The 22,014-nt window shown below is 34.8% G+C and carries 20 protein-coding genes and 2 pseudogenes; 13 read left to right on the forward strand and 9 right to left on the reverse strand.

Annotated elements, in window-relative coordinates:
• Window positions 1–12: 12 nt before the first annotated feature.
• The 5 genes and pseudogenes from V1503_RS20700 to V1503_RS20720 form a co-directional block, all read left to right on the forward strand.
• Entirely contained in the window at window positions 13–1,083 is a 1,071-nt protein-coding gene (locus tag V1503_RS20700; protein ID WP_410629003.1) for a serine hydrolase domain-containing protein, read from the forward strand.
• A 202-nt stretch (window positions 1,084–1,285) separates the two neighbouring features.
• A complete protein-coding gene (locus V1503_RS20705; RefSeq protein ID WP_410629004.1) occupies window positions 1,286–1,894 on the forward strand; it encodes a zinc dependent phospholipase C family protein in 609 nt (202 codons plus the stop codon).
• Between the two features lie 17 nt (window positions 1,895–1,911).
• Complete coding sequence (locus V1503_RS20710; RefSeq protein WP_410629005.1) at window positions 1,912–2,217, forward strand: hypothetical protein; 306 nt, start codon at window positions 1,912–1,914, stop codon at window positions 2,215–2,217.
• 359 nt (window positions 2,218–2,576) lie between these two features.
• Complete coding sequence (locus V1503_RS20715; RefSeq protein ID WP_410629006.1) at window positions 2,577–3,095, forward strand: GNAT family N-acetyltransferase; 519 nt, start codon at window positions 2,577–2,579, stop codon at window positions 3,093–3,095.
• 362 nt (window positions 3,096–3,457) lie between these two features.
• Window positions 3,458–3,586, forward strand: a pseudogene (locus V1503_RS20720) (ketoacyl-ACP synthase III); the annotation flags it as partial.
• A 97-nt stretch (window positions 3,587–3,683) separates the two neighbouring features.
• Here V1503_RS20720 and V1503_RS20725 read toward each other — a convergent pair.
• A pseudogene (locus V1503_RS20725) lies at window positions 3,684–3,782 on the reverse strand (3-oxoacyl-[acyl-carrier-protein] synthase III C-terminal domain-containing protein); the annotation flags it as partial.
• A 719-nt stretch (window positions 3,783–4,501) separates the two neighbouring features.
• Between V1503_RS20725 and V1503_RS20730 the strand changes: the two are divergent.
• Window positions 4,502–4,696: a hypothetical protein gene (locus tag V1503_RS20730; protein ID WP_410629007.1), complete on the forward strand. Its 195-nt coding sequence runs from the start codon at window positions 4,502–4,504 to the stop codon at window positions 4,694–4,696.
• Between the two features lie 595 nt (window positions 4,697–5,291).
• On the opposite strand, the gene V1503_RS20735 is transcribed toward V1503_RS20730, so the two are convergent.
• The 3 genes from V1503_RS20735 to V1503_RS20745 all read right to left on the reverse strand — a co-directional run bounded on the left by V1503_RS20735 (window position 5,292) and on the right by V1503_RS20745 (window position 7,942).
• On the reverse strand, window positions 5,292–5,666 hold the full coding sequence (locus V1503_RS20735) for a VOC family protein (RefSeq protein WP_410629008.1): 375 nt from the start codon (window positions 5,664–5,666) through the stop codon (window positions 5,292–5,294).
• A 384-nt stretch (window positions 5,667–6,050) separates the two neighbouring features.
• On the reverse strand, window positions 6,051–7,010 hold the full coding sequence (locus tag V1503_RS20740; RefSeq protein ID WP_410629009.1) for an RNA polymerase sigma factor: 960 nt from the start codon (window positions 7,008–7,010) through the stop codon (window positions 6,051–6,053).
• A gap of 206 nt (window positions 7,011–7,216) precedes the next feature.
• Window positions 7,217–7,942 carry an MOSC domain-containing protein gene (locus tag V1503_RS20745; protein WP_410629010.1) on the reverse strand — a complete coding sequence of 242 codons (726 nt, stop codon included), beginning with the start codon at window positions 7,940–7,942 and terminating at the stop codon, window positions 7,217–7,219.
• Between the two features lie 251 nt (window positions 7,943–8,193).
• Between V1503_RS20745 and V1503_RS20750 the strand changes: the two genes are divergently transcribed.
• Complete coding sequence (locus V1503_RS20750) at window positions 8,194–9,219, forward strand: hypothetical protein (RefSeq protein ID WP_410629011.1); 1,026 nt, start codon at window positions 8,194–8,196, stop codon at window positions 9,217–9,219.
• A 13-nt stretch (window positions 9,220–9,232) separates the two neighbouring features.
• Here V1503_RS20750 and V1503_RS20755 read toward each other — a convergent pair whose 3' ends face one another.
• Window positions 9,233–9,694 (reverse strand): site-2 protease family protein, encoded by a 462-nt coding sequence (locus V1503_RS20755; protein WP_410629012.1) that lies wholly within the window; start codon window positions 9,692–9,694, stop codon window positions 9,233–9,235.
• A 238-nt stretch (window positions 9,695–9,932) separates the two neighbouring features.
• Between V1503_RS20755 and fadR the strand changes: the two genes are divergently transcribed.
• From fadR to V1503_RS20775, 4 genes are all read left to right on the forward strand, one after another.
• On the forward strand, window positions 9,933–10,628 hold the full coding sequence (fadR, locus tag V1503_RS20760) for a fatty acid metabolism transcriptional regulator FadR (protein WP_410629013.1): 696 nt from the start codon (window positions 9,933–9,935) through the stop codon (window positions 10,626–10,628).
• Window positions 10,629–10,757: 129 nt separating this feature from the next.
• Window positions 10,758–12,347 carry an FAD-binding oxidoreductase gene (locus tag V1503_RS20765; RefSeq protein ID WP_410629014.1) on the forward strand — a complete coding sequence of 530 codons (1,590 nt, stop codon included), beginning with the start codon at window positions 10,758–10,760 and terminating at the stop codon, window positions 12,345–12,347.
• Between the two features lie 14 nt (window positions 12,348–12,361).
• The gene (locus tag V1503_RS20770) at window positions 12,362–13,942 is read left to right on the forward strand and encodes a glycerol-3-phosphate dehydrogenase/oxidase (protein WP_410629015.1); all 1,581 of its coding nucleotides are present in this window, start codon (window positions 12,362–12,364) and stop codon (window positions 13,940–13,942) included.
• Window positions 13,943–14,214: 272 nt separating this feature from the next.
• On the forward strand, window positions 14,215–15,777 hold the full coding sequence (locus V1503_RS20775) for an FGGY-family carbohydrate kinase (RefSeq protein ID WP_410629016.1): 1,563 nt from the start codon (window positions 14,215–14,217) through the stop codon (window positions 15,775–15,777).
• A 165-nt stretch (window positions 15,778–15,942) separates the two neighbouring features.
• Here V1503_RS20775 and V1503_RS20780 read toward each other — a convergent pair whose 3' ends face one another.
• Genes V1503_RS20780 through V1503_RS20795 form a run of 4 tightly spaced genes read right to left on the reverse strand, consistent with a single transcriptional unit; the run spans window position 15,943 to window position 19,273 of the window.
• Complete coding sequence (locus tag V1503_RS20780; protein WP_410629017.1) at window positions 15,943–17,085, reverse strand: ABC transporter permease; 1,143 nt, start codon at window positions 17,083–17,085, stop codon at window positions 15,943–15,945.
• Window positions 17,082–17,954: an ABC transporter ATP-binding protein gene (locus V1503_RS20785; RefSeq protein WP_410629018.1), complete on the reverse strand. Its 873-nt coding sequence runs from the start codon at window positions 17,952–17,954 to the stop codon at window positions 17,082–17,084. Before V1503_RS20785 ends, V1503_RS20780 begins: the two co-directional genes overlap by 4 nt.
• Window positions 17,938–18,726 (reverse strand): hypothetical protein, encoded by a 789-nt coding sequence (locus tag V1503_RS20790; protein WP_410629019.1) that lies wholly within the window; start codon window positions 18,724–18,726, stop codon window positions 17,938–17,940. The genes V1503_RS20785 and V1503_RS20790 overlap by 17 nt, the downstream gene beginning before the upstream one ends.
• Window positions 18,710–19,273: an RNA polymerase sigma factor gene (locus tag V1503_RS20795; RefSeq protein ID WP_320258707.1), complete on the reverse strand. Its 564-nt coding sequence runs from the start codon at window positions 19,271–19,273 to the stop codon at window positions 18,710–18,712. The genes V1503_RS20790 and V1503_RS20795 overlap by 17 nt, the downstream gene beginning before the upstream one ends.
• Before the next feature lie 384 nt (window positions 19,274–19,657).
• Between V1503_RS20795 and V1503_RS20800 the strand changes: the two genes are divergently transcribed.
• Together V1503_RS20800 and V1503_RS20805 are read left to right on the forward strand one after the other, a co-directional pair.
• Window positions 19,658–20,041, forward strand: coding sequence for a hypothetical protein (locus V1503_RS20800; RefSeq protein WP_410629020.1), 384 nt, complete (start codon window positions 19,658–19,660; stop codon window positions 20,039–20,041).
• Between the two features lie 119 nt (window positions 20,042–20,160).
• Window positions 20,161–21,390, forward strand: coding sequence for an MFS transporter (locus V1503_RS20805; protein ID WP_410629021.1), 1,230 nt, complete (start codon window positions 20,161–20,163; stop codon window positions 21,388–21,390).
• Window positions 21,391–22,014 lie beyond the last annotated feature (624 nt).

Genomic DNA, 22,014 nt, shown 5'->3' on the forward strand with positions numbered 1-22,014 from the left:
GGAGGAAGGACAGTGCTTAATACAATGACTCATAAGTTGATAAAAAAAGAACTAGATAGTGCTAAGAATGCAAGTTTAGCGGTTGGTGTTGTAACACCAGAAGGCAAATTTACAGACGGGCAGTTTAATCACGACTTGAATGAAGGAGACATTGGTGATTGTATATTTGAAATTGGCTCAACAACAAAGACATTTACTAGTTTATTGTTAGCAAAACTAGTCCAAGAATCAAAAATTTCATTAGATGAACCAATTTCATCATATAAGCCCGCGTACAAAAATGCACTCAGTTATGATGGTAAAGATATTACCTTTCGGCATCTCTCAACGCATAGCTCACGTCTACCAAGAGAAGATATGAAAAAGCTACGTAAAAGGATAAAAGAAAATAAACAAGATAAAGATAATTTTTACAAGCATTACACACATGAAGATTTACATCAATTCTTCATTGATTTTGATTTAAAAAAAGAGATTGGAGCCAAATGGGGTTATTCCAATATTGGGATTGGATTATTAGGGAATGTATTAGCTGAAATTGTTGGAATGACTTATGAGGAAGCAATTAAAACGCACATCTTACATCCTTTAAACATGAAAGACACGTTTATTACAGGCAATGAAGAACAAATGAAACGCTATGTACAAACTTATAACAAAAAAGGTGTAATGATACCTCCTATTGAATTACCTTCAATACAAGGTGCTGGTGCATTTAAAAGCACTTTAAATGATATGTTAATATATTTACAACACCAAATGGGGATGAAAGAAAGCTCGCTTAAAGAGGCAATTGAGTTAACACATGAAATACATGGAAATTCTTCAAAGAAAACCATGCAAATGGGTTTAGGGTGGTTTATTGAGCAAAAAAAATGGAGCTCTTCTCCGATTATTCATCATGGTGGAACGACGATAGGATTTCATACGTACTGTGGTTTTCTTAAGGAAGAACAAATAGGAATCGTTGTATTTTCTACAATTCAACTAACAACGACAAGAATAATCAAAATATTATTAAAAGTAACTGGCTTAGTAAATGAGGATATTGCCGAATCAATCTACATAGAGCATCTAGCATAATAACATATTAAATCTGTTTTCACATAGATTGTTGTTCTTCATACTAAAGTATAAACATGTATACAACTGGTACATGTAGTATCTATTTTTCTTAAAGGTATTGACGTAACAATCCCCTGTTAAACTGTAAAGATGATGTGAAAATAGCAACAAGGTTCATGCCAAGAGATCTAAGAAGTAGGTTTGAAAGGAAGAAAAAGCTATGGGTTCAAGAATCATGCATCTATTAATTGCAAATCGTATTGCTGATCAATTCTCAATTAAAGATAAAACTACCTTTCTTTTAGGTGGGATTGCACCTGATGCAGTTTCACCTAAAGATAAATCACATTTCTATAAGGGAGATGTAAATGATTTCTCAAGGAGTATTGATTATGAAGCATTTTTACAAAAATATAGTTCATACAAAAAGTCTCATTATATATTAGGTTACTACACGCACCTAATTGCTGATCATATATGGTTAAAAGGATTTTACTTACCATGGTTAAAAAATCGTATGGAAAATGATCATAAGATTTTTCAACTATACCATAACGATTTTAGCTTGTTAAATAGTAAGTTATTAACATACTATGGCTGTACTAATGAATTACATGAATTATTATTAAAGCAGAGTGTGATTGTTCAGCTAGATGAAATAACAGAAAATGACGTAAAAGAATTTATACCATACATATTGGAGGATATGAATACTAAACAAAGTGATCTTAATGAGCCGTTACAAGTGTTCATGTTTGACCAAGTTGTTGGTTATGTTGAAACATCCATTGACTTAGGAATTCAGAAAATCAAATCATTAATACAATGAAGATAAGTGAGGGGAAAGTGAGAAAAAAGAAGAAAATAGTTCTTTTTGTATGTGTCATTGTTGTTATGTTAATAGCTTTGACTATAACGAACCCAACAACAGAGGATTTTACAGCATTTTCAGAAGAAAAATATGGTAGGATGCCACCTCCACCAAAGAATATACCAGTCGAAATTGAAAGGATCGATTTCGTTATATTCTCAACGTATACACAAATGCTAGGTAATGAATCAGGAATCACTCATTTAGGTATATTCGGGTATTTTTTTCAAATTTCAGAAGGACAATTTGATTATCCATGGTGGTTAGACTTGTTTAACTAGACTATTCTAATAAACCTTGTTGTTATTATTACTAACGAAAGACTATAAGTGTCGCTACCCCAGCCCTACTATTATTACGTACAATAGGATGCCAAATTTTCTAAATGTATACGTGTTTATAATGTAGTAAACATATTAACAGAATTGTATATAGTAGAAAGATTTTTTCGTGCACAGAGGAAAATGAGAGAAGTATAAAAGAAGCTATGATCATAAGTAGAGAAGAAAAAATCTAGAAATGGATAGTGGAAAATGGATAACAATTGTTCATTTGTATTCACAGTAAGTTCAAAAGACAATATTAGAGAAATTGAAATATATTAATTTTTTACTTAGGATATCATTTTTGGGAGGAAGTAGTGAATAGTAATAGTAGGATTTTACATTATATTAACGTCAGGCCTTTAACAATGACTGATTATAACAGCGTCTTATATTGGAGTAAGGATGAATCTTTTTGTTTAGCAAACGGTTGGGAGTACAATCAAAACTCTAAGGAACTATATCAGTGGTGGCTTAATTGTGTAAATAATAAGTCTGAAGAGCTTGTTCGTTTGGGCATAACGTTACATGATCGGTTAATTGGATATGCAGACTTAGCTAGTATTAACAATAATACTGCCGAACTTGGCGTTGCAATTGGTGAGAGCGCATTGTGGGGAAAAGGAATTGGTTTTTATTCTGCTGAATGTATGATGCAATATGGGTTCGAGGAGTTAGGAATTACAGTTTTTAACGCTGAAACCCATGAAGCAAATGTTCGTTCCAAAAAAATGCTTGGTAAATTGGGATTTAAAGAAATTAGTAGAGTAGGTAATGAAGAATATTTAGGGACTAATGGGCAACTAATACAATATAGATTGTTTTATAAAAATTGAAGCACTTTAGGAATTTAACGATTTTTAACTTCATGGTCAGGTAGAAAAACAACACTTGTTATTCGATCAACATATCATAACAGGTGTTGTTTTTTGTTGTCATTAATTTCGAATCAATTGTAAGGACTGATTGTAAAACATAGGTAGACTAGAAGGGGGAGTAATTAATTTTAGAACTATGATGTTGCTGCTGTACGCCTTTAATACTCTCTGAGATTAAGCTTTAATTATGTTTTTTCATTTTTTGAGGAGGGTAAGCGAAAGTGGGATCTCCTAGCTATTCATTTTTTTTTATATAATTTTATATCAGGTACTAATATCTGGTGTTATAATTAAAGAAAAAAATGAGGTGACTAAAAATAATGACATCTAAAGCACGCATAACAGCAATAGGTACTTATGTTCCAGAAAGAAGATTATTGAATGAAGATTTAGAGAAGATGGTAGATACGAATGATGAATGGATTTTAGGAATTCAAGAAAAGAAGGTCCAATATGGAGATACTTTATTACTCTATGGATTTGGTGGAGGACTTACACATTTGGGTCTTATATTATCGTGGAATGTTAAGTGAATATCGTATGATGTAGCGCCAATGGAATAGATGCGGAAGACGTATTTCCATAATACTTCATACTAGTCAAAGTTTTTTCTACCGGAAATCCTGATTTTTCACATATTGATTCTTTGCTGGACGCTTTCTCAAAACGAATGAAATTTATTGTGACGGATTTTACATGATTCTAGATAATCAAAAAATAAGGTTATTTTCATAACCTTGTTGCTATAGTTCTTAAACTAGAAGAATAGGAGGGAGTTTTGAAAATCGATTTATACTAGGAGATACTCCATCTTGAGGTTGAGATTACACACTGAATAGGACATATTGGAATAGTATAAGGGTTTCAACTGTTAATGGAAAATTAGTTTGTGAAACAGCTACTATACACATTTGGGAAATGAAAAGAAAGGTGCTACTCTGCATAGTTTTTCAACAAACTAGTAAATCATTTTGATAATAGGGGAATGATGATGGAAGTTTCATTGATTAGACATGGCAAATCAAAACATACAGATAATAAGCTAATAACATGTACACAGTTTAAAGCTTGGGTTGAAAAATATAGGTGTCTTCGAAGAAAAGTCTTACCCTACAAAAACCGTTAGGAAAATATCTACAACTAAATTGGTCATTTCAAGTGACCTAGAACGCGCTACTGAGTCAGTAAAATAATTAAATCACAACGTAAAAACAATTTCAATTCCTATATTCCGAGAAACAGCATTACAACCGACTCCAAAAGCAGCGTTATGGGGGATGAAATCAAGACCAAGTACTTGTGCATTGATATTCAGATGCTTGTGGTTTAGCGGTTATGCCACTGCGGATTGTGAGTCTTACCGTATGGCCAAAAACCGAGCTCGAGAAGCATCTGCATTATTAGTGGACTATCCTCAACAGTATACATCGATAGTATTGGTTGGTCACGGCTTTATTAATATGCTTATTGCTAAAGAGCTACAGAACAATGGGTGGAAGGGAAACAGGAGACCAAGCTCTAAACACTGGGATTGTACTACATATACCTTAAATCTGTAACAGTCTCAGAAGTTTGTCTGCTATGTTGTATGATGTGAACGAACAATCATTTAAATGTGGTTCAAAATCGACAATAGTAGAAAACGATTAATTGATAGGGGGGTACATGTATCATGTTTAAACTACTAATATTAATGGTTCTTGTCATAACAGCAGCAGCTGGAGTGACTGCAGCTGTAGCATTAATCGCGAGTTTAAAGAAAAGAAGTTAGCACTCATGAGGTGGTGCTAACTACTCTTATTCTAAATAGCATTTAACGTTTTTCTTAAAAAGTCTCCATTATTAAACGTGTAAAGTGTGTAAACCCAATGGTAAGGTGGAGATGAATTGCCGATGAGATAGCCAAATTAGGCTCTAATTTACTCATGACTAGTACTATGGCAAAAGATGATATAGATTTGAGTGATTTTGCTATGATAAAACCACTTTCCTACCGCTCATTAAATAATAATAAAGGCACAAATAGATTTCCATTCGATGGACATCTATAAACGTACGCGGGAAGAAACGTTCAAGGAGACGAAGGGCTACTTTCATCTTTGAACTGAAGCTCCACTTCAAACGTTTGAAAAGTGCCAAGTAGTTCACTGATTGTTAGTCAGCACAAATCATCACCAGGTTTCCATCTAGGTCTTTAATAACGAAAAACGCTATGTCATCAAATTCTTGTATCGGTGAATGAATAGTGTAGCCAAGTTTTTGAACATATTCGTAAGAAGCTGCTATATCTTCGGTGAAAAAGCTAAATAAAGGATGAGGAGAAGGGCATACGTGTTGTGTATGCCCTTTAGGTCCTGCATCCAATAACAAATTTGTATAACCATTAACGTTCATGTTAAAAACTGGTTTGTTAACCTTCCTTTCATCATAATTTTGGCCTAGTAAATGACTATACCATTTCACAGACTCTTTCATGTTACTTACAGGGACAAATGTTATGTTCAACTGATTTTTAATAGGACTTTGCAAAATTCCACTCTCCTTCCATATTTTAGATTACAAATAACAGAATCTTATTAAATAAGACGAAGTTAAACAGTGAATTCTTACAACGATAATAAATTTTTGTTTTTATGACATTGATTGTTGCTTTAGCATTCGTGACATCTTTTCTTCGCTAAAGCCTATAAAAACCATCAGTTACATAAATGTAAGTGAAAAACAACAAGGCTTATGCAAAGAGCCTAAATTTTTAACAAATAGAATTGCTTGTTGTATTCCTGCAAAGCAAATAATATGTAATAAACAACTAGAGGTTGTGGCATCTTTTTCTTCTTAACAATATGACAAACACAAAATCACTAGGGCTGTTCTAATTTAAGCCTAAGAGTAATAATTTTCAGAAAAACAATTTTAGAAAATATGATAATAGTATCTAGCATTTAATTGCACCTCTAACGCTTCAGCTGCTCTTTTCATGATATCCCACGAAAAACAATAAAATTTCCAGTAAGTTATTTTGTTGTCTGTGATTTCAAAATAATGGATATTATTTAAGTATAGTTGATTATCTTGTTTTTTCTCCATTTCAACTAATACACGTTGACCCCACAATTCTATATAATTTACAACGATATCTTGCTGATCTCGTACGATGTTATACCAATCATTTAAGGAATTGTTACGTGTCTCGTTTGCTCCCATTTCAAAACCTGAATGAACTATATCTGTAACGATATTTTCATCAAGTAATGAAGCGATTAGCTTCGCATCTTTTTTTCTGAATCCTTCAAGCAATAAGTTCATAGTCTTGCTTGTTTGAACATCTGTTTTGTAGTCCTTTAGGATAACTTCTTGAAGGTCAAGGTGTTTTTCTTTCATGATGTTTCTTGCTCTATGTATATTAGTATGTACTGCTGATTGGCTCGAGCCTATAATTTCTGCAATTTCTTTCCCTTTAAATAAGAAAACATCTCCAAGGATTAGCGTCACATATTGGGTAGGTGTTAACAAAGTGATTACAATTTCTAAATGCTCAATAAGCTCGAATTGATAATTGTCTAGTTTGTCTTGGCTAACAGTTGCTTGTATGATGTCGGTATGCTTTTTAGTTTTTCTCATTTGATCAATCCATAAGTTTGAAGCAATTTTAAATAAATACGATTTTGTATTTACTGGTTGATATACTTTCGCTAATACGGATAGTGATTTAAGCAAAGTGTCTTGGACTAAATCTTCAGCATCCCATGGGGATTTAGTTAAATGCATACAAAATCTCCACAAATCTTGACGGTATGGTTCAATTTGGTTTTTGAAAGCTTGATCAATTGATCGTAAAGAATGGCCAAGCTCGTTCAAATTGGTAGTAGACATTTCCATCTCCTTGTCACTTTGATAAACAATGTTTCATCAGCACGTTATAGTTTTTTGTGTAAATTAGGTCGCTATGAATGTTGCTTTTCATATTAAGGATATGAACGCGTATACAAATCACATTCGGGGCATCATAGCAGCTTATAAGAAGAAATTATATCAATTCATCATTAGTTTTTAGTAACTACAACGTTTAAACAAACTCTTTAAATTGTTGAATCATGTTCATGCAGGAAAACTTGAGACCCTTCGTAAATCTCACCTGTAGCGACGACTGAAGCATATACGCCAAAAAATGACTCCCGTTCTTTAACGATCGTCTTTAATATGTTCGGATTTATATCTGTAGGATTTGTAGGATCAACATTAACATAAGCACATCTAACACATTTCTTATCTATTTTGTATCTTGTTCCGTTTATTGATAGTTCTTTACCAACCCAAGTTTCTTCCTCAAATGCAATATTACTTTCAAGGTCTATAACGATATTTGGCCTAAATCTCCTTATATCCAATAATTCAGTTTTACATAACTCACTTATTTTTGCTAAAGATGCGGTGGAAGTCAATAATAGGTGGTTTTCCCAATACGATCCTTTTTCGCTCTCAGGGTCATGATTTACTTTAGAGATTGATTCATTATCTAGAAGAGTTGAAAGCTTTCTATCTAGTGATAGATCATCCCAATCGTAAGTCTTACCGTCAATTGACGTAATACTAACTTTAGGTCCTCCATTTGCGATAGTGTATTTAGCATTGTAATTTACTAACTCGGGTAATTTATCAATAGTTAAGAATTTTGAATTTATTTTATATGCAAAAGATCTGTCTCCCCATATGCCATGATGATGAATAGGAGCATTTTTTAGCCGTTCTCCACCGAATGCTTTAACTGGATATCTATATAATTTACTTACTCTACCTACCTTCATTTGAGCCCTCCTTAATAGGTCATTTATATTACTCTCATTGTCAACAATTAGTAGGAAGGTTGTCAACCTATTCATCTCATTAGCTAATTAGGTAATGTATTTTATGAATGTAAACATATAATATAGAAGCAAAAGATAAAGGATGTAATTAAAGAAAATTCATCCTCCGAAAAAGCTGATTTTGCTAGGAGATATAACCAACATTAATCATATTGTGAGGTGTAGTAATGTGGCTTGCAGGGTTTAGGTGGATGTCAATAATTGTAGGAGTGATGATGGGTGCAGGATTTGCATCTGGACAAGAGGTATGGCAATTTTTTGGCGAAGGTAGTGAGCTGGCAATTGTGTTGTTTATGTTTATATTTACTTTTAGCTGTTTTGTAGTTTTATCAATAAGCTATGAGGAAAAAACTGATCATTTTTTACCGATTTTACGGAAACTTGTCGGTATGAAGCTCGCTCAATTTTATGATGTACTCATTGTTTTTTATTTATTTGCAACAACAGTTGTCATGACAGCAGGTGGTGCAGCAGTGCTAGCACATTTTAATGTACCCTATTGGTTAGCTATTATGATTTTTTTGTTACTATTAACTTTGCAGTTATTCTGGGGGTTTAAAGGGTTAATTATAGTTAATTTTTACATTTTTCCAGTCCTTATACTCGGATTAATTATGACGCTTATTTTGTTTATGAAACAACTGGAGGAACCGTTTATATTACAATGGGGTGCTAAACAAAACTTGTTATCAGCATTTACATTCACTGCATTTAACATTTTGCCGATCATAGGGGTACTTGGTGCAATTGGCAAGAAGCTACATACGAAAGGGGAAGCAGTGATCGCAAGTATTGGGAGTGGATTAATATTAGGTATCATATGCATAATTTATAACCAGTCATTAATACGAATACCTGTAGATGTAAATGACTGGGAAATACCTCTATATGCCATTTTAGATTATTTCCCGATGATCATAATTATTATGATGTCGTTGTTTCTATTTACTGCGATTTATACAACTGCCGCGTCTGGTATATTTGGATTATCAGCTAGATTACGAGAAAGATTCCGTATACCTATTTGGCTCTTTTTAATTTTAATATTTATACTTATTATTCCGTTAACAACATTCGGATTTTCAGCATTAGTTTCAGTGCTATATCCATTGGCTGGTTTTATCAACCTATTATTATTAATGTCTATTCTAATATATCCATTAAGAGTCATTGTTAATAAGAGAATGAAAATAGAGATGTCATCTAATGACAGATGAATGTACTCATCTGTCATTTACACTGTTTTTTCCTGTTTCTAATTGCAAAATAAAGAGCTTCTAATACTAACCAACCATCACTTTTCTTCTTGATAAATCGGTATGGTATGACATTAATAATGACTAAAAAATATGAATAAAGTATGAATAACATGATCATGTCATATAAATGATCTGGCACCAATCTTATAAATAGCAAGATAATAGTAGCCGTAATAAAATTAAATATAACGCCTCCTAAATGGATGACACTAAGCTTTAAATTAGATAAAACATGTCTTTCCTCCCAAAAACAATACCCCCCTAAAAAAAACAGCAGTCGTATCGACACTGTTTTTGTTGCTACGATAATAGGACCCATTCCTAACGATATCTCATTGATTTTAGCCTTGAAATTTGCGCCGAAATAAGCGTGACCAAGTTCATGAATTAAATGTACGAGCGTAACAATGAGCAAAAAATATAATAATTCCAAATAAAAACCACCAATATTTTTAAAACAATTATACTATAAAGGTTTTTGAGAATCATAGATGCAGCTAAAACATATATTTAAATTTTCTTTGACATATCTATAGCGATATTTTATGATTGTGGTAAGACCACAAGATTATTGCTGACTTACCAGTAAGTAATTTATAACATAGAAAATAATGAGGGTACTTATTTGTCTCTGTAAAATTTTGAAAATTACAACAATGGAGGTGAATGATTTGAAAGAAAAATCAATTTCCGAGAATTCCTCAACAACAGTAGAAAATATCTTAATTAAAGCTGTTTTGAGTGGAGAATATCCCCCTGGAAGTACGTTGCCTTCAGAAAGAGAGCTTTCTGCAACGTTAGGTGTAGCACGTCCTACTCTGAGAGAGGCACTTCAACGTTTAGCTAGAGATAAATGGTTTACAAAAAGAAAAGGGCATGCGACGATCGTAAATGATTTTTGGAAACTAGGGAATTTAAATACACTCGAAAATATCATCACAAATACTGAACAGCCTAACGGGCAATTCATCGTTCATTTATTAGAAGTGAGAGCAGCTTTAGCTCCCGAATTTGTTCACAAGGCAGTATTATCTAATCCTGCTAAGGTTGTGGCAGTGCTAGCAAATAGCAGTGAATTGGAAGATGATTGTGAGCAATTCACATTATTTGATTGGAAACTCCAAACAAAATTAGCAGAATTAGCACAAAATCCGATTTACTTATTAATAATGAATAGCTTTACTGAAATATACAATTTGATGGGGAGGTTGTATTTCTCACATCAGGAAAATCGTGAAGTAACACGTGAATTTTACCTGAAGCTTTTAGCAATGGCTATGGCTGGGGATGCTGATAAAGCTGAGCAACTGACCAAAGAAGAAATGATTAAAAGCATAGATTTATGGAAAAAAAGCCAAAGTATTTAATTGAATTATGTTTTGTAAGCGTTTTCGAATGGGTGTATATGAACATACAAAAGATGAATGAAACGTTATTTTTCACGAAAACAGCTTAAAAACCTGTAGAAATATATATGAATATAGGGGGAAAAACAAATGAGAAGATGGAACGGTTGGGGTGACGATACAGTAAATATGGACTTACCAGCAGGGGCAAAGTCCTTTTTAGAAAATGAATTGGGTACGAGTCAGGGTCCTGAGGATATATCGCTAGAGAATGCTATAGCCAATGTTCCAGCATCAAAACTACCTGATCACCGTCTCGTTAGCAAAGATCCACTCGAACGACTGAGACATTCAGTTGGTCAAAGCTTGGGAGATTTTATTGCTATTCGTAGTGGAAAGATACCAACATACCCGGATGGTGTAGCATATCCAACAACAGATGAAGATGTTCGTGAACTATTAAAATTTGCTTCACAGGTTGGGGCAAATGTCATTCCTTACGGAGGAGGCACGAGTGTTGTTGGACATTTAAGTGCTCTTCCTGGAGACAAACCTACGCTTACAATAGACATGGGGCATATGAATAAATTACTTCATATTGATGAAGAAGGTTGTCTGGCAGAATTTCAAGCTGGTATACGTGGACCAGATTTAGAAGCAGCGTTAAAAGCTAAAGGATTCACGTTAGGTCATTTCCCACAGTCATTTGAATACTCTACACTCGGTGGCTGGGTTGTTACTCGTTCAGCAGGACAGCAATCATTAAAGTATGGACGAATTGAAAGGTTATTCGTCGGTGGCGTGATGGAAACACCTGTTGGTAGCTTGAAGCTACCTAATTTACCTGCATCAGCAGCTGGTCCTGATTTGCGTGAATTCGTAATGGGATCTGAAGGAAGGTTAGGGATTGTAACTAGGGTAACGATTAAAATAACACCAATTGCAGAAGAGGAAAAGTTTTATACTGCATTTTTTCCAGGTGCTGAGCAAGGGATGGCAGCAATTAAGGAAATTGCACAAAACAGTGTACCTCTTTCTATGATGCGCTTAAGCTTACCTGAGGAAACAGTATCTCAATTAAAGATGGCAGGGGACAGTAAAACAATAGCTCTGTTAGAGAAATGGCTTAATTTTAGAGGTGTAGATGACAATAAATGTATGCTACTATATGGCGTCACTGGTTCAAAAAAACATGTAAGTGCTGCTCTTAGTGAAGCACAAGCAATGATTAAAAAGCACCGAGGTGTGCTCGTAGGTACAAAAGCGGGTGAACATTGGGTGAAAAATCGTTTCCGCTCACCGTATTTACGTAATAGTCTATGGGATGAAGGTTATGCAGTAGATACGGTAGAAACTGCAACAACATGGGATCGAGTTCCCGCTACTGCAGAGGCAGTGGAAACTGCATTTCGGAACGGCTTAAAGGATATCGGAGAAAATGTTTTTGCATATACTCATCTTTCACATGTCTATCCCCATGGTTCTAGTATCTATACAACATACTTATTTCGAATAGGAAATACACCAGAGGAAACGAAACGACGTTGGGAAGTGCTGAAAAAAGCTGCAAGTGAAGCCATAGTGAAGAATGGAGGAACCATTAGTCACCAGCACGGAGTAGGGGTTGATCATCGACCATATTTAGAAGCAGAGAAAACACCGCTTGGCATGGAAATGATTAGAACCCTAAGCAATACACTTGATCCAGACAAAATAATGAATAAGGATAAGTTACTATAGAAGGGGTGTTTATAATGACAAGCCGCGTTAAAAAGTGGAGAAGTCTTAATGAACCTTGGGATGTTATTGTTATCGGAGGTGGAATAACCGGTGCAGGCATACTTCGGAAAGCGGCAAGCCTTGGATTAAAGTGTTTACTGTTGGAGAAAAGAGATTTTTCTTGGGGTACATCTAGTCGCTCAGGGAAGCTCGTTCATGGTGGATTACGCTATTTAAAGCAAGGGCAAATCAAAACGACTTATCAGTCTGTATCTGAAAGAGAAAAGCTTCTGCGTGAATGCGAAGGTTTAGTTGATCCATTAGGGATACTCATCCCTTTTTATGATGATGATCGTTTAGGTTCATTTGTATTACAAGCAGGCTTGACTGTATATGATATGATTGCTATGCGCAGAAATCACCGTAAGTATGACTCTGCTAATGTGAGTATGTTGGCACCAGGTCTTAGACAGACAGGGCTAAGTAATGGCTTACAATATTATGATGCAAGGACTGATGACTCTAGGCTAGTACTTAGAGTGTTGAGGGAAGCTGAACATCAAGGTGGAGTTGCTATTAATTATGCTGCAGTAGAAAAATTAACTAAAGACCAAGGCGGTGAAGTGAACGGTGTTGTAGTAAAAGATGTTGTGACTGGGCAAGTGTCAGAAGTTAATGGGAAAGTGATAGTAAATGCAACAGGTGTGTGGGTTGATCAACTTCGGAAACAAGTGGGGGAGTCACCGAAAATGCGCCCTCTTAGAGGCAGTCATTTAATTTTTCCACATTGGCGATTCCCACTTTCACAAGCTGTTAGCTTTGCCCATAAAAAGGATGGTCGTTACATTTATGCGTTCCCTTGGGAAGGAGTAACGCTTGTCGGTACAACGGATATTGATCATCATCAATCACTTGACGAAGAGCCAGGTATTAGTGTTGAAGAAGGGAAATATTTATTTGAATCATTAGATGAGATGTTTCCAGCGTATAATTTGAAACCTGAAGATGTGATTTCGACGTTTGCGGGCATTCGACCTGTGGTAGATACAGGCAAAGAAGATCCTTCAAAAGAATCCAGAGATCATTGTGTATGGACAGAACATGGTCTATTAACTGTAACTGGAGGGAAATTAACGACATTTGATATTCTCGCAAAGGAAGCAATTAATAAAGTATTAAAAGTAGTAACACCATCTAGCACGCTAGCAACGAATGACCTATCAACTGATGAATCTAAAGCTGTAGATGTTAAGTGCAATTTAAACGATACAATCAGCCGTCGCTTATCAGGGCGTTATGGACATGAGTGGTCAACATTTGCCGATGAATTGGATCAATCTGGCTGCGAACTAATACTAGATTCAAATACAATATGGGCTGAATTACGCTGGGCTGCGAAGTACGAATCTATCGTTCATTTAGACGATCTGTTACTCCGTAGAGTTAGACTCGGTGTGATACTACCTGAAGGAGCTATTAGCATACTTGAACGACTAAAAGTAGAGGTACAGTCATTGCTAGATTGGGATGATGAACGTTGGGACGATGAAGTGGCTAGGTATAAGAAATTATGGAAGCAAGGGTATAGCCCAGATTTATTACGGGAAGTTAAGTGAGGGAAATCGTGCAATAAAATTTGGTGCAACAGTGGATTGTGATAGGTGTTACAACTATTTATGGAGTACGAATGTTAACATTTACAAAGTTAAGACATATTAACATGAGTAATCAAGGCATCTCAGGAAATAAAGTACGTTTATTGAATCATTTCTTTGAGCTATAACGGAACTGAAATAGATAGGGGTATGAAGAAAGCCTCATAACTTTATTAAATATTTTTTTAGAGGCTGTTTCATGTTTGTTATTCGTGGGGGGGGGAGGAACAACAATGGATGAAACGGTTTTGGCAATTGACATAGGAACTCAAAGTGTACGGACATTAGCTTTTGATAAACACGGTCATTTAATAGATTATACGAAGGTAATTTTTTCACCAGCTTATTTTTCAAATCAACCTGGATGGGCTGAACAAGATCCTGAATATTATTGGAATTGTTTGGTGGAATCTTCTAATAAATTATTTGCGCAAGGTAAAGTAAATAAAGAGGCAGTTGTATCAGTGACGGTAACTACGCAAAGGGGAACGATGGTTAACCTTGATCGTAATAAACAGCCATTACGACCTGCAATGCTTTGGTTAGATCAACGCAGATCGACAGAATGGCCTGAAGTTGGGACAGCGTGGCAATCTGTTTTTCGACTTGCTGGATTAACAACAACACTTCATTATTTACAAGCAGAGGCAGAAGCAAATTGGATCAAGCAGCACCAACCAGATATTTGGTCGAAGACCGCGCATTATCTACTGTTATCAGGCTACATCAATTATAAACTTACAGGTGATATTGTAGATTCAATAGGAAACCAAGTTGGGTATATTCCTTTTGATTACAAAAAGCAGTCGTGGTCAGCAAAGAAACATTGGAAATGGAAGGCTATTCCTGTTGAGGAAAAGATGTTACCAACCCTTGTTCAGCCAGGAGAAAAGCTTGGTGTGCTCACTTCAAAAGCCGCTGCAGAAACAGGACTTCCTGTGGGCTTGCCGGTCATAGCAGGGGCAACTGACAAGGCATGTGAAGTATTAGCGACAGGTTGCCTAGCTCCACATAGAGGGAGTGTTGGATATGGGACAACAGCAACAATAAATGTGAATTCCAAAAAATATTTAGAACCAATTAAATTGATACCACCATACCCTAGCGCTGCTCAAGGACAATATAATTTAGAAGTACAAACGTATCGAGGATTTTGGATGGTTTCATGGTTTAAGGAGCAATTTGCAAATGAAGAAATGATGCTAGCGAATGAAGCGGGCGTTGCTGTAGAGGAGTTATTAGATGATTTAGTAGCAGATGTTCCTCCTGGTTCAATGGGGTTAGTACTACAACCATTTTGGTCTCCAGGAATTAGGTATCCAGGACCAGATGCAAAGGGTGCAGTGATCGGATTTGGTGGTGTGCACACTAAAGGTCACTTTTATAGGGCATTATTAGAAGGTTTGGCATATTCTTTACGTGAAGGTAGAGAGAGAATCGAAAAACGGACAAAGGTCCCTATGACAGAACTCGTTGTTTGTGGTGGTGGATCTAAGAGTGATAAAATGCTGCAAATAACTGCTGATATATTTAATTTGCCTGCTAAACGCCCTACTGTGAGCGAATCATCAGGATTAGGAGCAGCTATTTTGGGAGCTATGGGAGCGGGAATTTATTCTACTGTTGAAGATGCTGTTAATAATATGACTAAAGACGGAGATGTTTTCGAACCACTAAAAGATAATGTAGAGTTATATGATCAATTGTATCGGGAAGTATATAAGAAGATGTACACAAAATTAATGCCGTTATACAAATCTATTCAAACAATTACAGGCTACCCAGCGCATCTATAATAAATTATTAGCTTGTTAGTAACTTGTAACACGAATGATGACAACTTATACAATTAAAAACCAGAGATGATCTTCATTCATCTCTGGTTTTTAGCTTATAGATTAGTAGAATGAGAGCATATTTATCCAAGTAAATCTTTACTCGTAACCACATAAATATAAAAATTATGCTACTTGTTTGTTTTTAATCGCTTTGTAAAGCAACATCATAAACATAACTGTAAATAATGCAACTAAAGGATAGTTCACAACCGGATCTATTACAGGAACACCGAATAAGTTAATAGCATGAAATGGTTTTGTGAATTCTGGTGCAGTCATGAAATTTAAAAAGCTATACTTCTTCACATATTCCCAATAAGGAACACCAAGGTTAATGGTCGGTAATAAAAAGGTTACTGCGCTAATGATAAACGAAACTAAGGTGCTTTTTGTCAAGGCAGAGACAGTTAAGACGAACGCCATAAACGCAATCGCTACTAGTAGATGAATACCAATTTGGCTAAAGAAATATTCTATGGCTGTTAAAGCATACGGTGATTCTGGATATCTTAAAAATTGAATAGGCGAATTCCATCCAATATTCCCATAAATATATGAATTCATGATTATATTGAACGTGACCCATACAATTGTTAAGAATAATACATAAATTATTGAAGCGATTATTTTAGCTGTGACACCTTTTCTCCGACCATAAGTTGAGCTATATATTAACTGATCCATTCCTGTATTCGTTTCATTGACAAAAATAGAAGCTAGTCCAATTAACATCAAGATTCCAGTAAAATATGGAGCAAACCTTTCAACAAAATCTATCGTGTTTATTGGCCCTTGATTATACTGAAAGGTATCTAATTTCAAATGATTTAACATATTAATTTCCAATAGGGCTGTTTTATAAGAAATATCATTTTTTGATAATTTGTCTAACCTTATTTCTAGTTCTGTTATTTTCGATTTAATGTCACGCGTAGTATTATCATTAAATAATATTTGTTGAACGATATTATATTTAGCAAGTTCTTCGTCAGTTAAGGAGCTTGTTGGTGTATATGCATAAGGTATAGAGTCTAAAGTTTGAGTAGCTTCCTCTACTCTCTCTCTAGTTAAGTTCCCTTCCCATTCTTGAGCAAATGTGTTAAGTTCTTCTTTGACCTCAGTCGCGTATGTGTCTGCTTTCGGTGAAACATTTCGCGATTCACTTACCATCACGAGGCTAAATAGAAGAAACATGAGTACCATTACAATATAAATTCCCTTTTGTCTAAATATTTTATATAGTTCAAACTGCAATAGTTGTTTCACTGTGTTGCCTCCTGATCAAAATAGTATAAATATAGATCCTCTAGATTAGGCTGTGCTGAATGTGCTCTATCATCTGGTTTGGTTTCAGAAATGATTCTAAGTCCAATTTCATTTTGCTGACGAATTATATTTCCCACCTTGTATTTTGCTTGGAATGCTTGAACCTCATTTTCTGGGACATTCACGGTCCATACATATCCTTGGATTTGCTCGAGCAGCTCATCAGGCTTTTCTTTTTGAATGAGTTGACCGGCCTTTAACACCAGTATTTCCTTTGCGATGAATTCGATATCTGAGACGATATGGGTTGATAACAGCACGATCCGATCTTTCGAAATAGAAGACAATAAATTTCTAAATCTAATTCGTTCTTTCGGATCGAGTCCTGCCGTTGGTTCATCAACGATTAACACTTTTGGATCGTTTAATAGTGCTTGTGCAATACCTAGCCGTTGTTTCATCCCACCTGAAAATTTGCCAACCTTTCTTTTCCGATGCTCGGTTAAATTAACAACCTCTAATAGATCATCAATCTTTTTCTTTGCTGTATTCTTCTCAATTCCTTTTAATGAAGCAATGTACATTAAATATTTCTCAGCTGAAAAGGTCTTATATAAGCCAATGTACTGAGGCAAATAGCCGAGAACATCACGATATTTTTCATCCAATACTTCAATATCCTTACCGTTATATAAAATTCGCCCAGAAGTCGGTTTAATAAGTGTCACGAGCATGCGCATTAAAGTTGTTTTACCAGCTCCATTTGCACCTAAAAAACCATAAACACCCGCTGTTAAATCAAATGACACATTGTTTACTGCAAATTTATCTCCAAACTGTTTAGTTACATTTTCAATTGTTAAATTCAAGGGAAACACCTCTCGTTATTTTTTTAATTTGAAATATAAAAAATATTACTGCTAATAAAAAAGCGATAATATAAAAGATGACTGGTCTAGATTCCATATATGCTATGAGTTGTTCATTACTCATGTAGATTCCAACGAAACTTATCCACAATATAACTGTTAACGGTGCTGCAATTTGCCCTTTTAATTTTGAGGCTAATAACAACCCAAATGATGCGACAAGAGTAAATGGAAGGATCCAATACATGAGTACCTTCGTAAGCAACATTTGTCCATCTCCAGTAAAACTTAGTAATGTAATAAGAAATACCATGAGAATGAAATTGTACACACCGGTGACGACCATTTTAGAAAGCATCAGCTGCTGTGCGTTGTATTTGCATGTTAATTCTAATTCTAGGAAGTTTCTATCTCTGCCTTTAAAGACCTCTAGCAGTCCTAATAGAAAAGGTACGGGAGAAAGTAACATTATTGCAAAATATGGATTACCAGAAGTGTTCATCGTAAGCAAAAAACCAATTAGGAAAAAAGTGAGATTGGTAATCCAAAATGATTTATCAATAAAAAATATCTCCTTCGTTGATAGTCGCAGCAAATCTGCTAATTTATCTAATTTGCTTTTTTGCTGTCTTTCAGGCACATACTGTCTAAGAGTATCAATTGTTTGATACATTTCATCCTCACTCGGAAACTCAACTGAAAAATCATCTAATGTACTGAAGTGTTCAAGTTCTTTGTTAATTTGAAGATTTATGTCATCCCTGTTGCTCATACGAACCACTCCTTTCTAAAATCATTTTTAATTTGGCCATACCTTGCTTTAGTCTTGATTTTACGGTTGAGACATTCGTATTTGTCACCTGGGCAATTTCTTTAATTTTCATGTCATGGAAGTATTTTAATAAGATTGCCTCACTTTGAAATTCTGGTAGCTCGTGAATTGCACTTTTGATCATTTGTCTGTTCTCACTTCTCTCAAAAATATAATGCACTCCTTCATTTTTATTCGACTGAAAGCTCTCATCAAATTCTTCTGTCTGTGATGCTTGTTGATAGGCTTTTGATCGGAAAAAATCTCGACAGTGATTCACAGCAATCGTTAAAAGCCATGTTTGGAACTGAGCTTTCGATGAGTAACTATGAATGCTTTTCATCATTTTGATGAAAATTTCTTGTGTTAAATCATAAGCGGTTTCTTTATCGCCAATCTTCCGATAAACAAAGGCATATACTACTTTATAATGTCTTTTTACGAGTACTTCCATGGATGCTTGGTTCCCTGCTTGAATATCTTTTATGAGCTCTTTATCGGTTAGCAAATTTGTTCACCTCAGCTAGTTTAACGAAATGGATGTTGAAAAAGTTTTAAAAGAGCTAAACGAAAAAACTGGAAATCTATGCTTAAATACAGTGCAAATAATGATAGTTTTTCCTATAAACAGTAAAATTAGTTAACAAGAATGGGTTTTTCAGCGTTAAGTTGAATGGATATAAGAACTCTTTTCTTCACATGCTTAGCTATCTTAAGGAGGTATTATTCTCCCCACGGTTTAATGGAACGGACTGTATACTTGTGTTTGTTGGCATAAAGAGGGAGACAGTTAAATGGAAAGGGGACCCGTTTCATGCCTGAAGTGATCGCAGAATAGAATGATATTTATATGGTATAAATTGTTTGGGAGATCATAAAAGGAGGTCGTAATTTGAGTAAACTAAGAATAAGCTCAGGAGTACTTACATGTTTCGTTGGATTTATATACTTATCAGGATTATTTGGTCAAGTTGAATCTGAGGTCATTACATGGGGACTTTTTATTGCGCTCTTAGGTGGCTCAAGTATTTTTATTGAGCTGCAGGAGGATAAGTCAAAACGCTTAAAAGTCATTAGTAGCTTCATGTTACCCATAATTGCTTTTCTTCAATTATTGCCAATTTATCTTTGGTTTTCGTACTATGGAAGTAGCATATCTGACGGTACACCATCAACCAGCTTTCTTGCTCACTATTTATTTGCGGTTCCTCACATATCTACGATCATTTTATGTTTGCTAAGCTTGTATCCATTGACAAAAGTAAAGAAAGCATAATCTGTGCTTATAAGACTAAAGTCGTATATAATGATCAATCTAATTAATGAAAGCTTATTATAATTCCTATGCTATAATTTACCTATTCTGTTGAGAGTAGGAAAAGCAAGGTGGTTTATATGAATAAACGTTTTTATGCATTGCTTATAAGTCAAACGTCTACGAACTTGGGTTTCTCATTGTATACAATGGCTGTTGTTATGACAATATTCAAGGAGACGGGTTCAACTACATTATCTGCGTTGGTTACAATACTGAGTCTAGCTTCAAGGTTAATTAGTGCATTTTTGCTACCATCAATTTCAGATAAATTTGCATTAAGATCGATCCTTATATTTGCTCAAAGTATCCAACTGCCATTCATTATTGTATTAGCAGTGCTATTAGTGCAAGAATATACAATGCCGATTATGTTGTTACTATTTAGTACTTTGACAGTGGTTTCTTTTTTTAATGGTTGGTTTGGACCGATTAAATCTACCCTCGTACGTTCTGCAGTAGCAGAAGACAATAGAGTACGTGCAAATAGTTTACTAGCTACTGTAGATCAAACATTTTTATTAGCTGGATGGTCGATTGGCGGCATACTACTTCAGTTTGTTGGGTTATATGTAACATTAGGCTTAACATTTTTGTTGATTTTATTATCCCTATGTTCATTAGCAACAATCAACATACAAGCTGTCATGAACGATACTAAACGTGAGCCCTTTGTTGTCCGTATAACAGAGGGATGGAAATACTTATTTAAGCATCAAGGCTTAAGGGTTATTGTTACGATGGATTTAATTGAGGCATGGGTTGGAACTATTTGGCTTGGCCCAATTACTATTGCTTACGCCTATGAAGTATTAAATAAAGGAGAAGCATGGTGGGGGTATATTAATAGTGGTTATTATTTAGGTGCAATCATTGGTGGGATACTTATATATAAACTATCTACAATGATGCAAGGTAACTTAACGATCTTTATGATAACTGGGGCGTTTTTATTTGGGATGCTGACCTTCACGTATGGTTTAATTACAAATGCTTATTTAGCGCTGCTATTAGTTGTATTAATGGGACCAGCTTATCAAATGCGTGATATGGCACAAGTAACAATGACTCAAAATAGTGCTGACGAAAGAACGTTAACGAAGGTCATGGCTGCGAAATCTACACTTATACAATTTATTTCCATTGTCTCTTTGTTAGGAATAAGTCTATTTGCAGACTGGATTGGTGTGAAATATGTGTATATTTTTGCTGGAATCTTGTTAATTAGTTCTGCTCTGTACGGTTTTATACATTTGTACATCCTGAAAAAGGGTGTAGTGTTAGAAAAAGAATTAGAACAACCTTTGTAATAAAGATATTTTCATATGTGTATGTATAAGATCTTACTATTAAAATTATTACGGCTCTCGTCACAGAATTAATTGTTATTGGTTATTGTATAAAATAACGATAACAATACAATTTTTTTACAATTGTCGCCGTAAAAAAATGAGTAGATGTCACTAAACAGTAATTGTATGAACGTTGTTTTACTTAGTAAGAAAAGGCTCTTATCGTGAACTTTTGTGCTTTTTTACTCACATTTGAGTAACTGGTGCGTATCATATGATTTTTGTAATCTAGAGAAAGAAAAGCTGTCCGTAAGTTAATTATATTTGTGTATATCTCTTATTGTGGAAAACAGCTTTAGAAAACAACAATCAAAGTAATACTGTAAATAAAAGTAGCACGAAATTCAATGTTCTTAGTGAAAAAGAACAACAAGCTCTCAAGAGAAAACAAGCAGTAAAGGGAATGCAAGGAACGATCATCGTCCTTATATAAGGCGCAAAATTGCTACGAATGGTAGTTAAACAGTCGAACTAATAAATGGATGAAATTTACACTTATATATGCTATATTATAATTGGATAGATGATATTATTAAAAATGAAAGCAGACTATAGGTGCTTGAACACCAACAGTCTGCTCAT

Origin of the sequence: Nanhaiella sioensis, from assembly GCF_046557775.1 — a bacterium.
GTDB classification, from domain to species: Bacteria; Bacillota; Bacilli; order Bacillales; family SM2101; genus Nanhaiella; species Nanhaiella sioensis.

Excerpts from the sequence above, each read along its gene's own strand:
- V1503_RS20705 (WP_410629004.1), top strand. The coding sequence starts at position 1,286 with ATGGGTTCAAGAATCATGCATCTATTAATTGCAAATCGTATTGCTGAT.
- V1503_RS20790 (WP_410629019.1), bottom strand. The coding sequence starts at position 18,726 with ATGAGCAACAGGGATGACATAAATCTTCAAATTAACAAAGAACTTGAA.
- V1503_RS20765 (WP_410629014.1), top strand. The coding sequence starts at position 10,758 with ATGAGAAGATGGAACGGTTGGGGTGACGATACAGTAAATATGGACTTA.
- V1503_RS20740 (WP_410629009.1), bottom strand. The coding sequence starts at position 7,010 with ATGTCTACTACCAATTTGAACGAGCTTGGCCATTCTTTACGATCAATT.
- V1503_RS20805 (WP_410629021.1), top strand. The coding sequence starts at position 20,161 with ATGAATAAACGTTTTTATGCATTGCTTATAAGTCAAACGTCTACGAAC.
- V1503_RS20730 (WP_410629007.1), top strand. The coding sequence starts at position 4,502 with ATGGCCAAAAACCGAGCTCGAGAAGCATCTGCATTATTAGTGGACTAT.
- V1503_RS20775 (WP_410629016.1), top strand. The coding sequence starts at position 14,215 with ATGGATGAAACGGTTTTGGCAATTGACATAGGAACTCAAAGTGTACGG.
- V1503_RS20750 (WP_410629011.1), top strand. The coding sequence starts at position 8,194 with ATGTCAATAATTGTAGGAGTGATGATGGGTGCAGGATTTGCATCTGGA.
- V1503_RS20745 (WP_410629010.1), bottom strand. The coding sequence starts at position 7,942 with ATGAAGGTAGGTAGAGTAAGTAAATTATATAGATATCCAGTTAAAGCA.
- V1503_RS20770 (WP_410629015.1), top strand. The coding sequence starts at position 12,362 with ATGACAAGCCGCGTTAAAAAGTGGAGAAGTCTTAATGAACCTTGGGAT.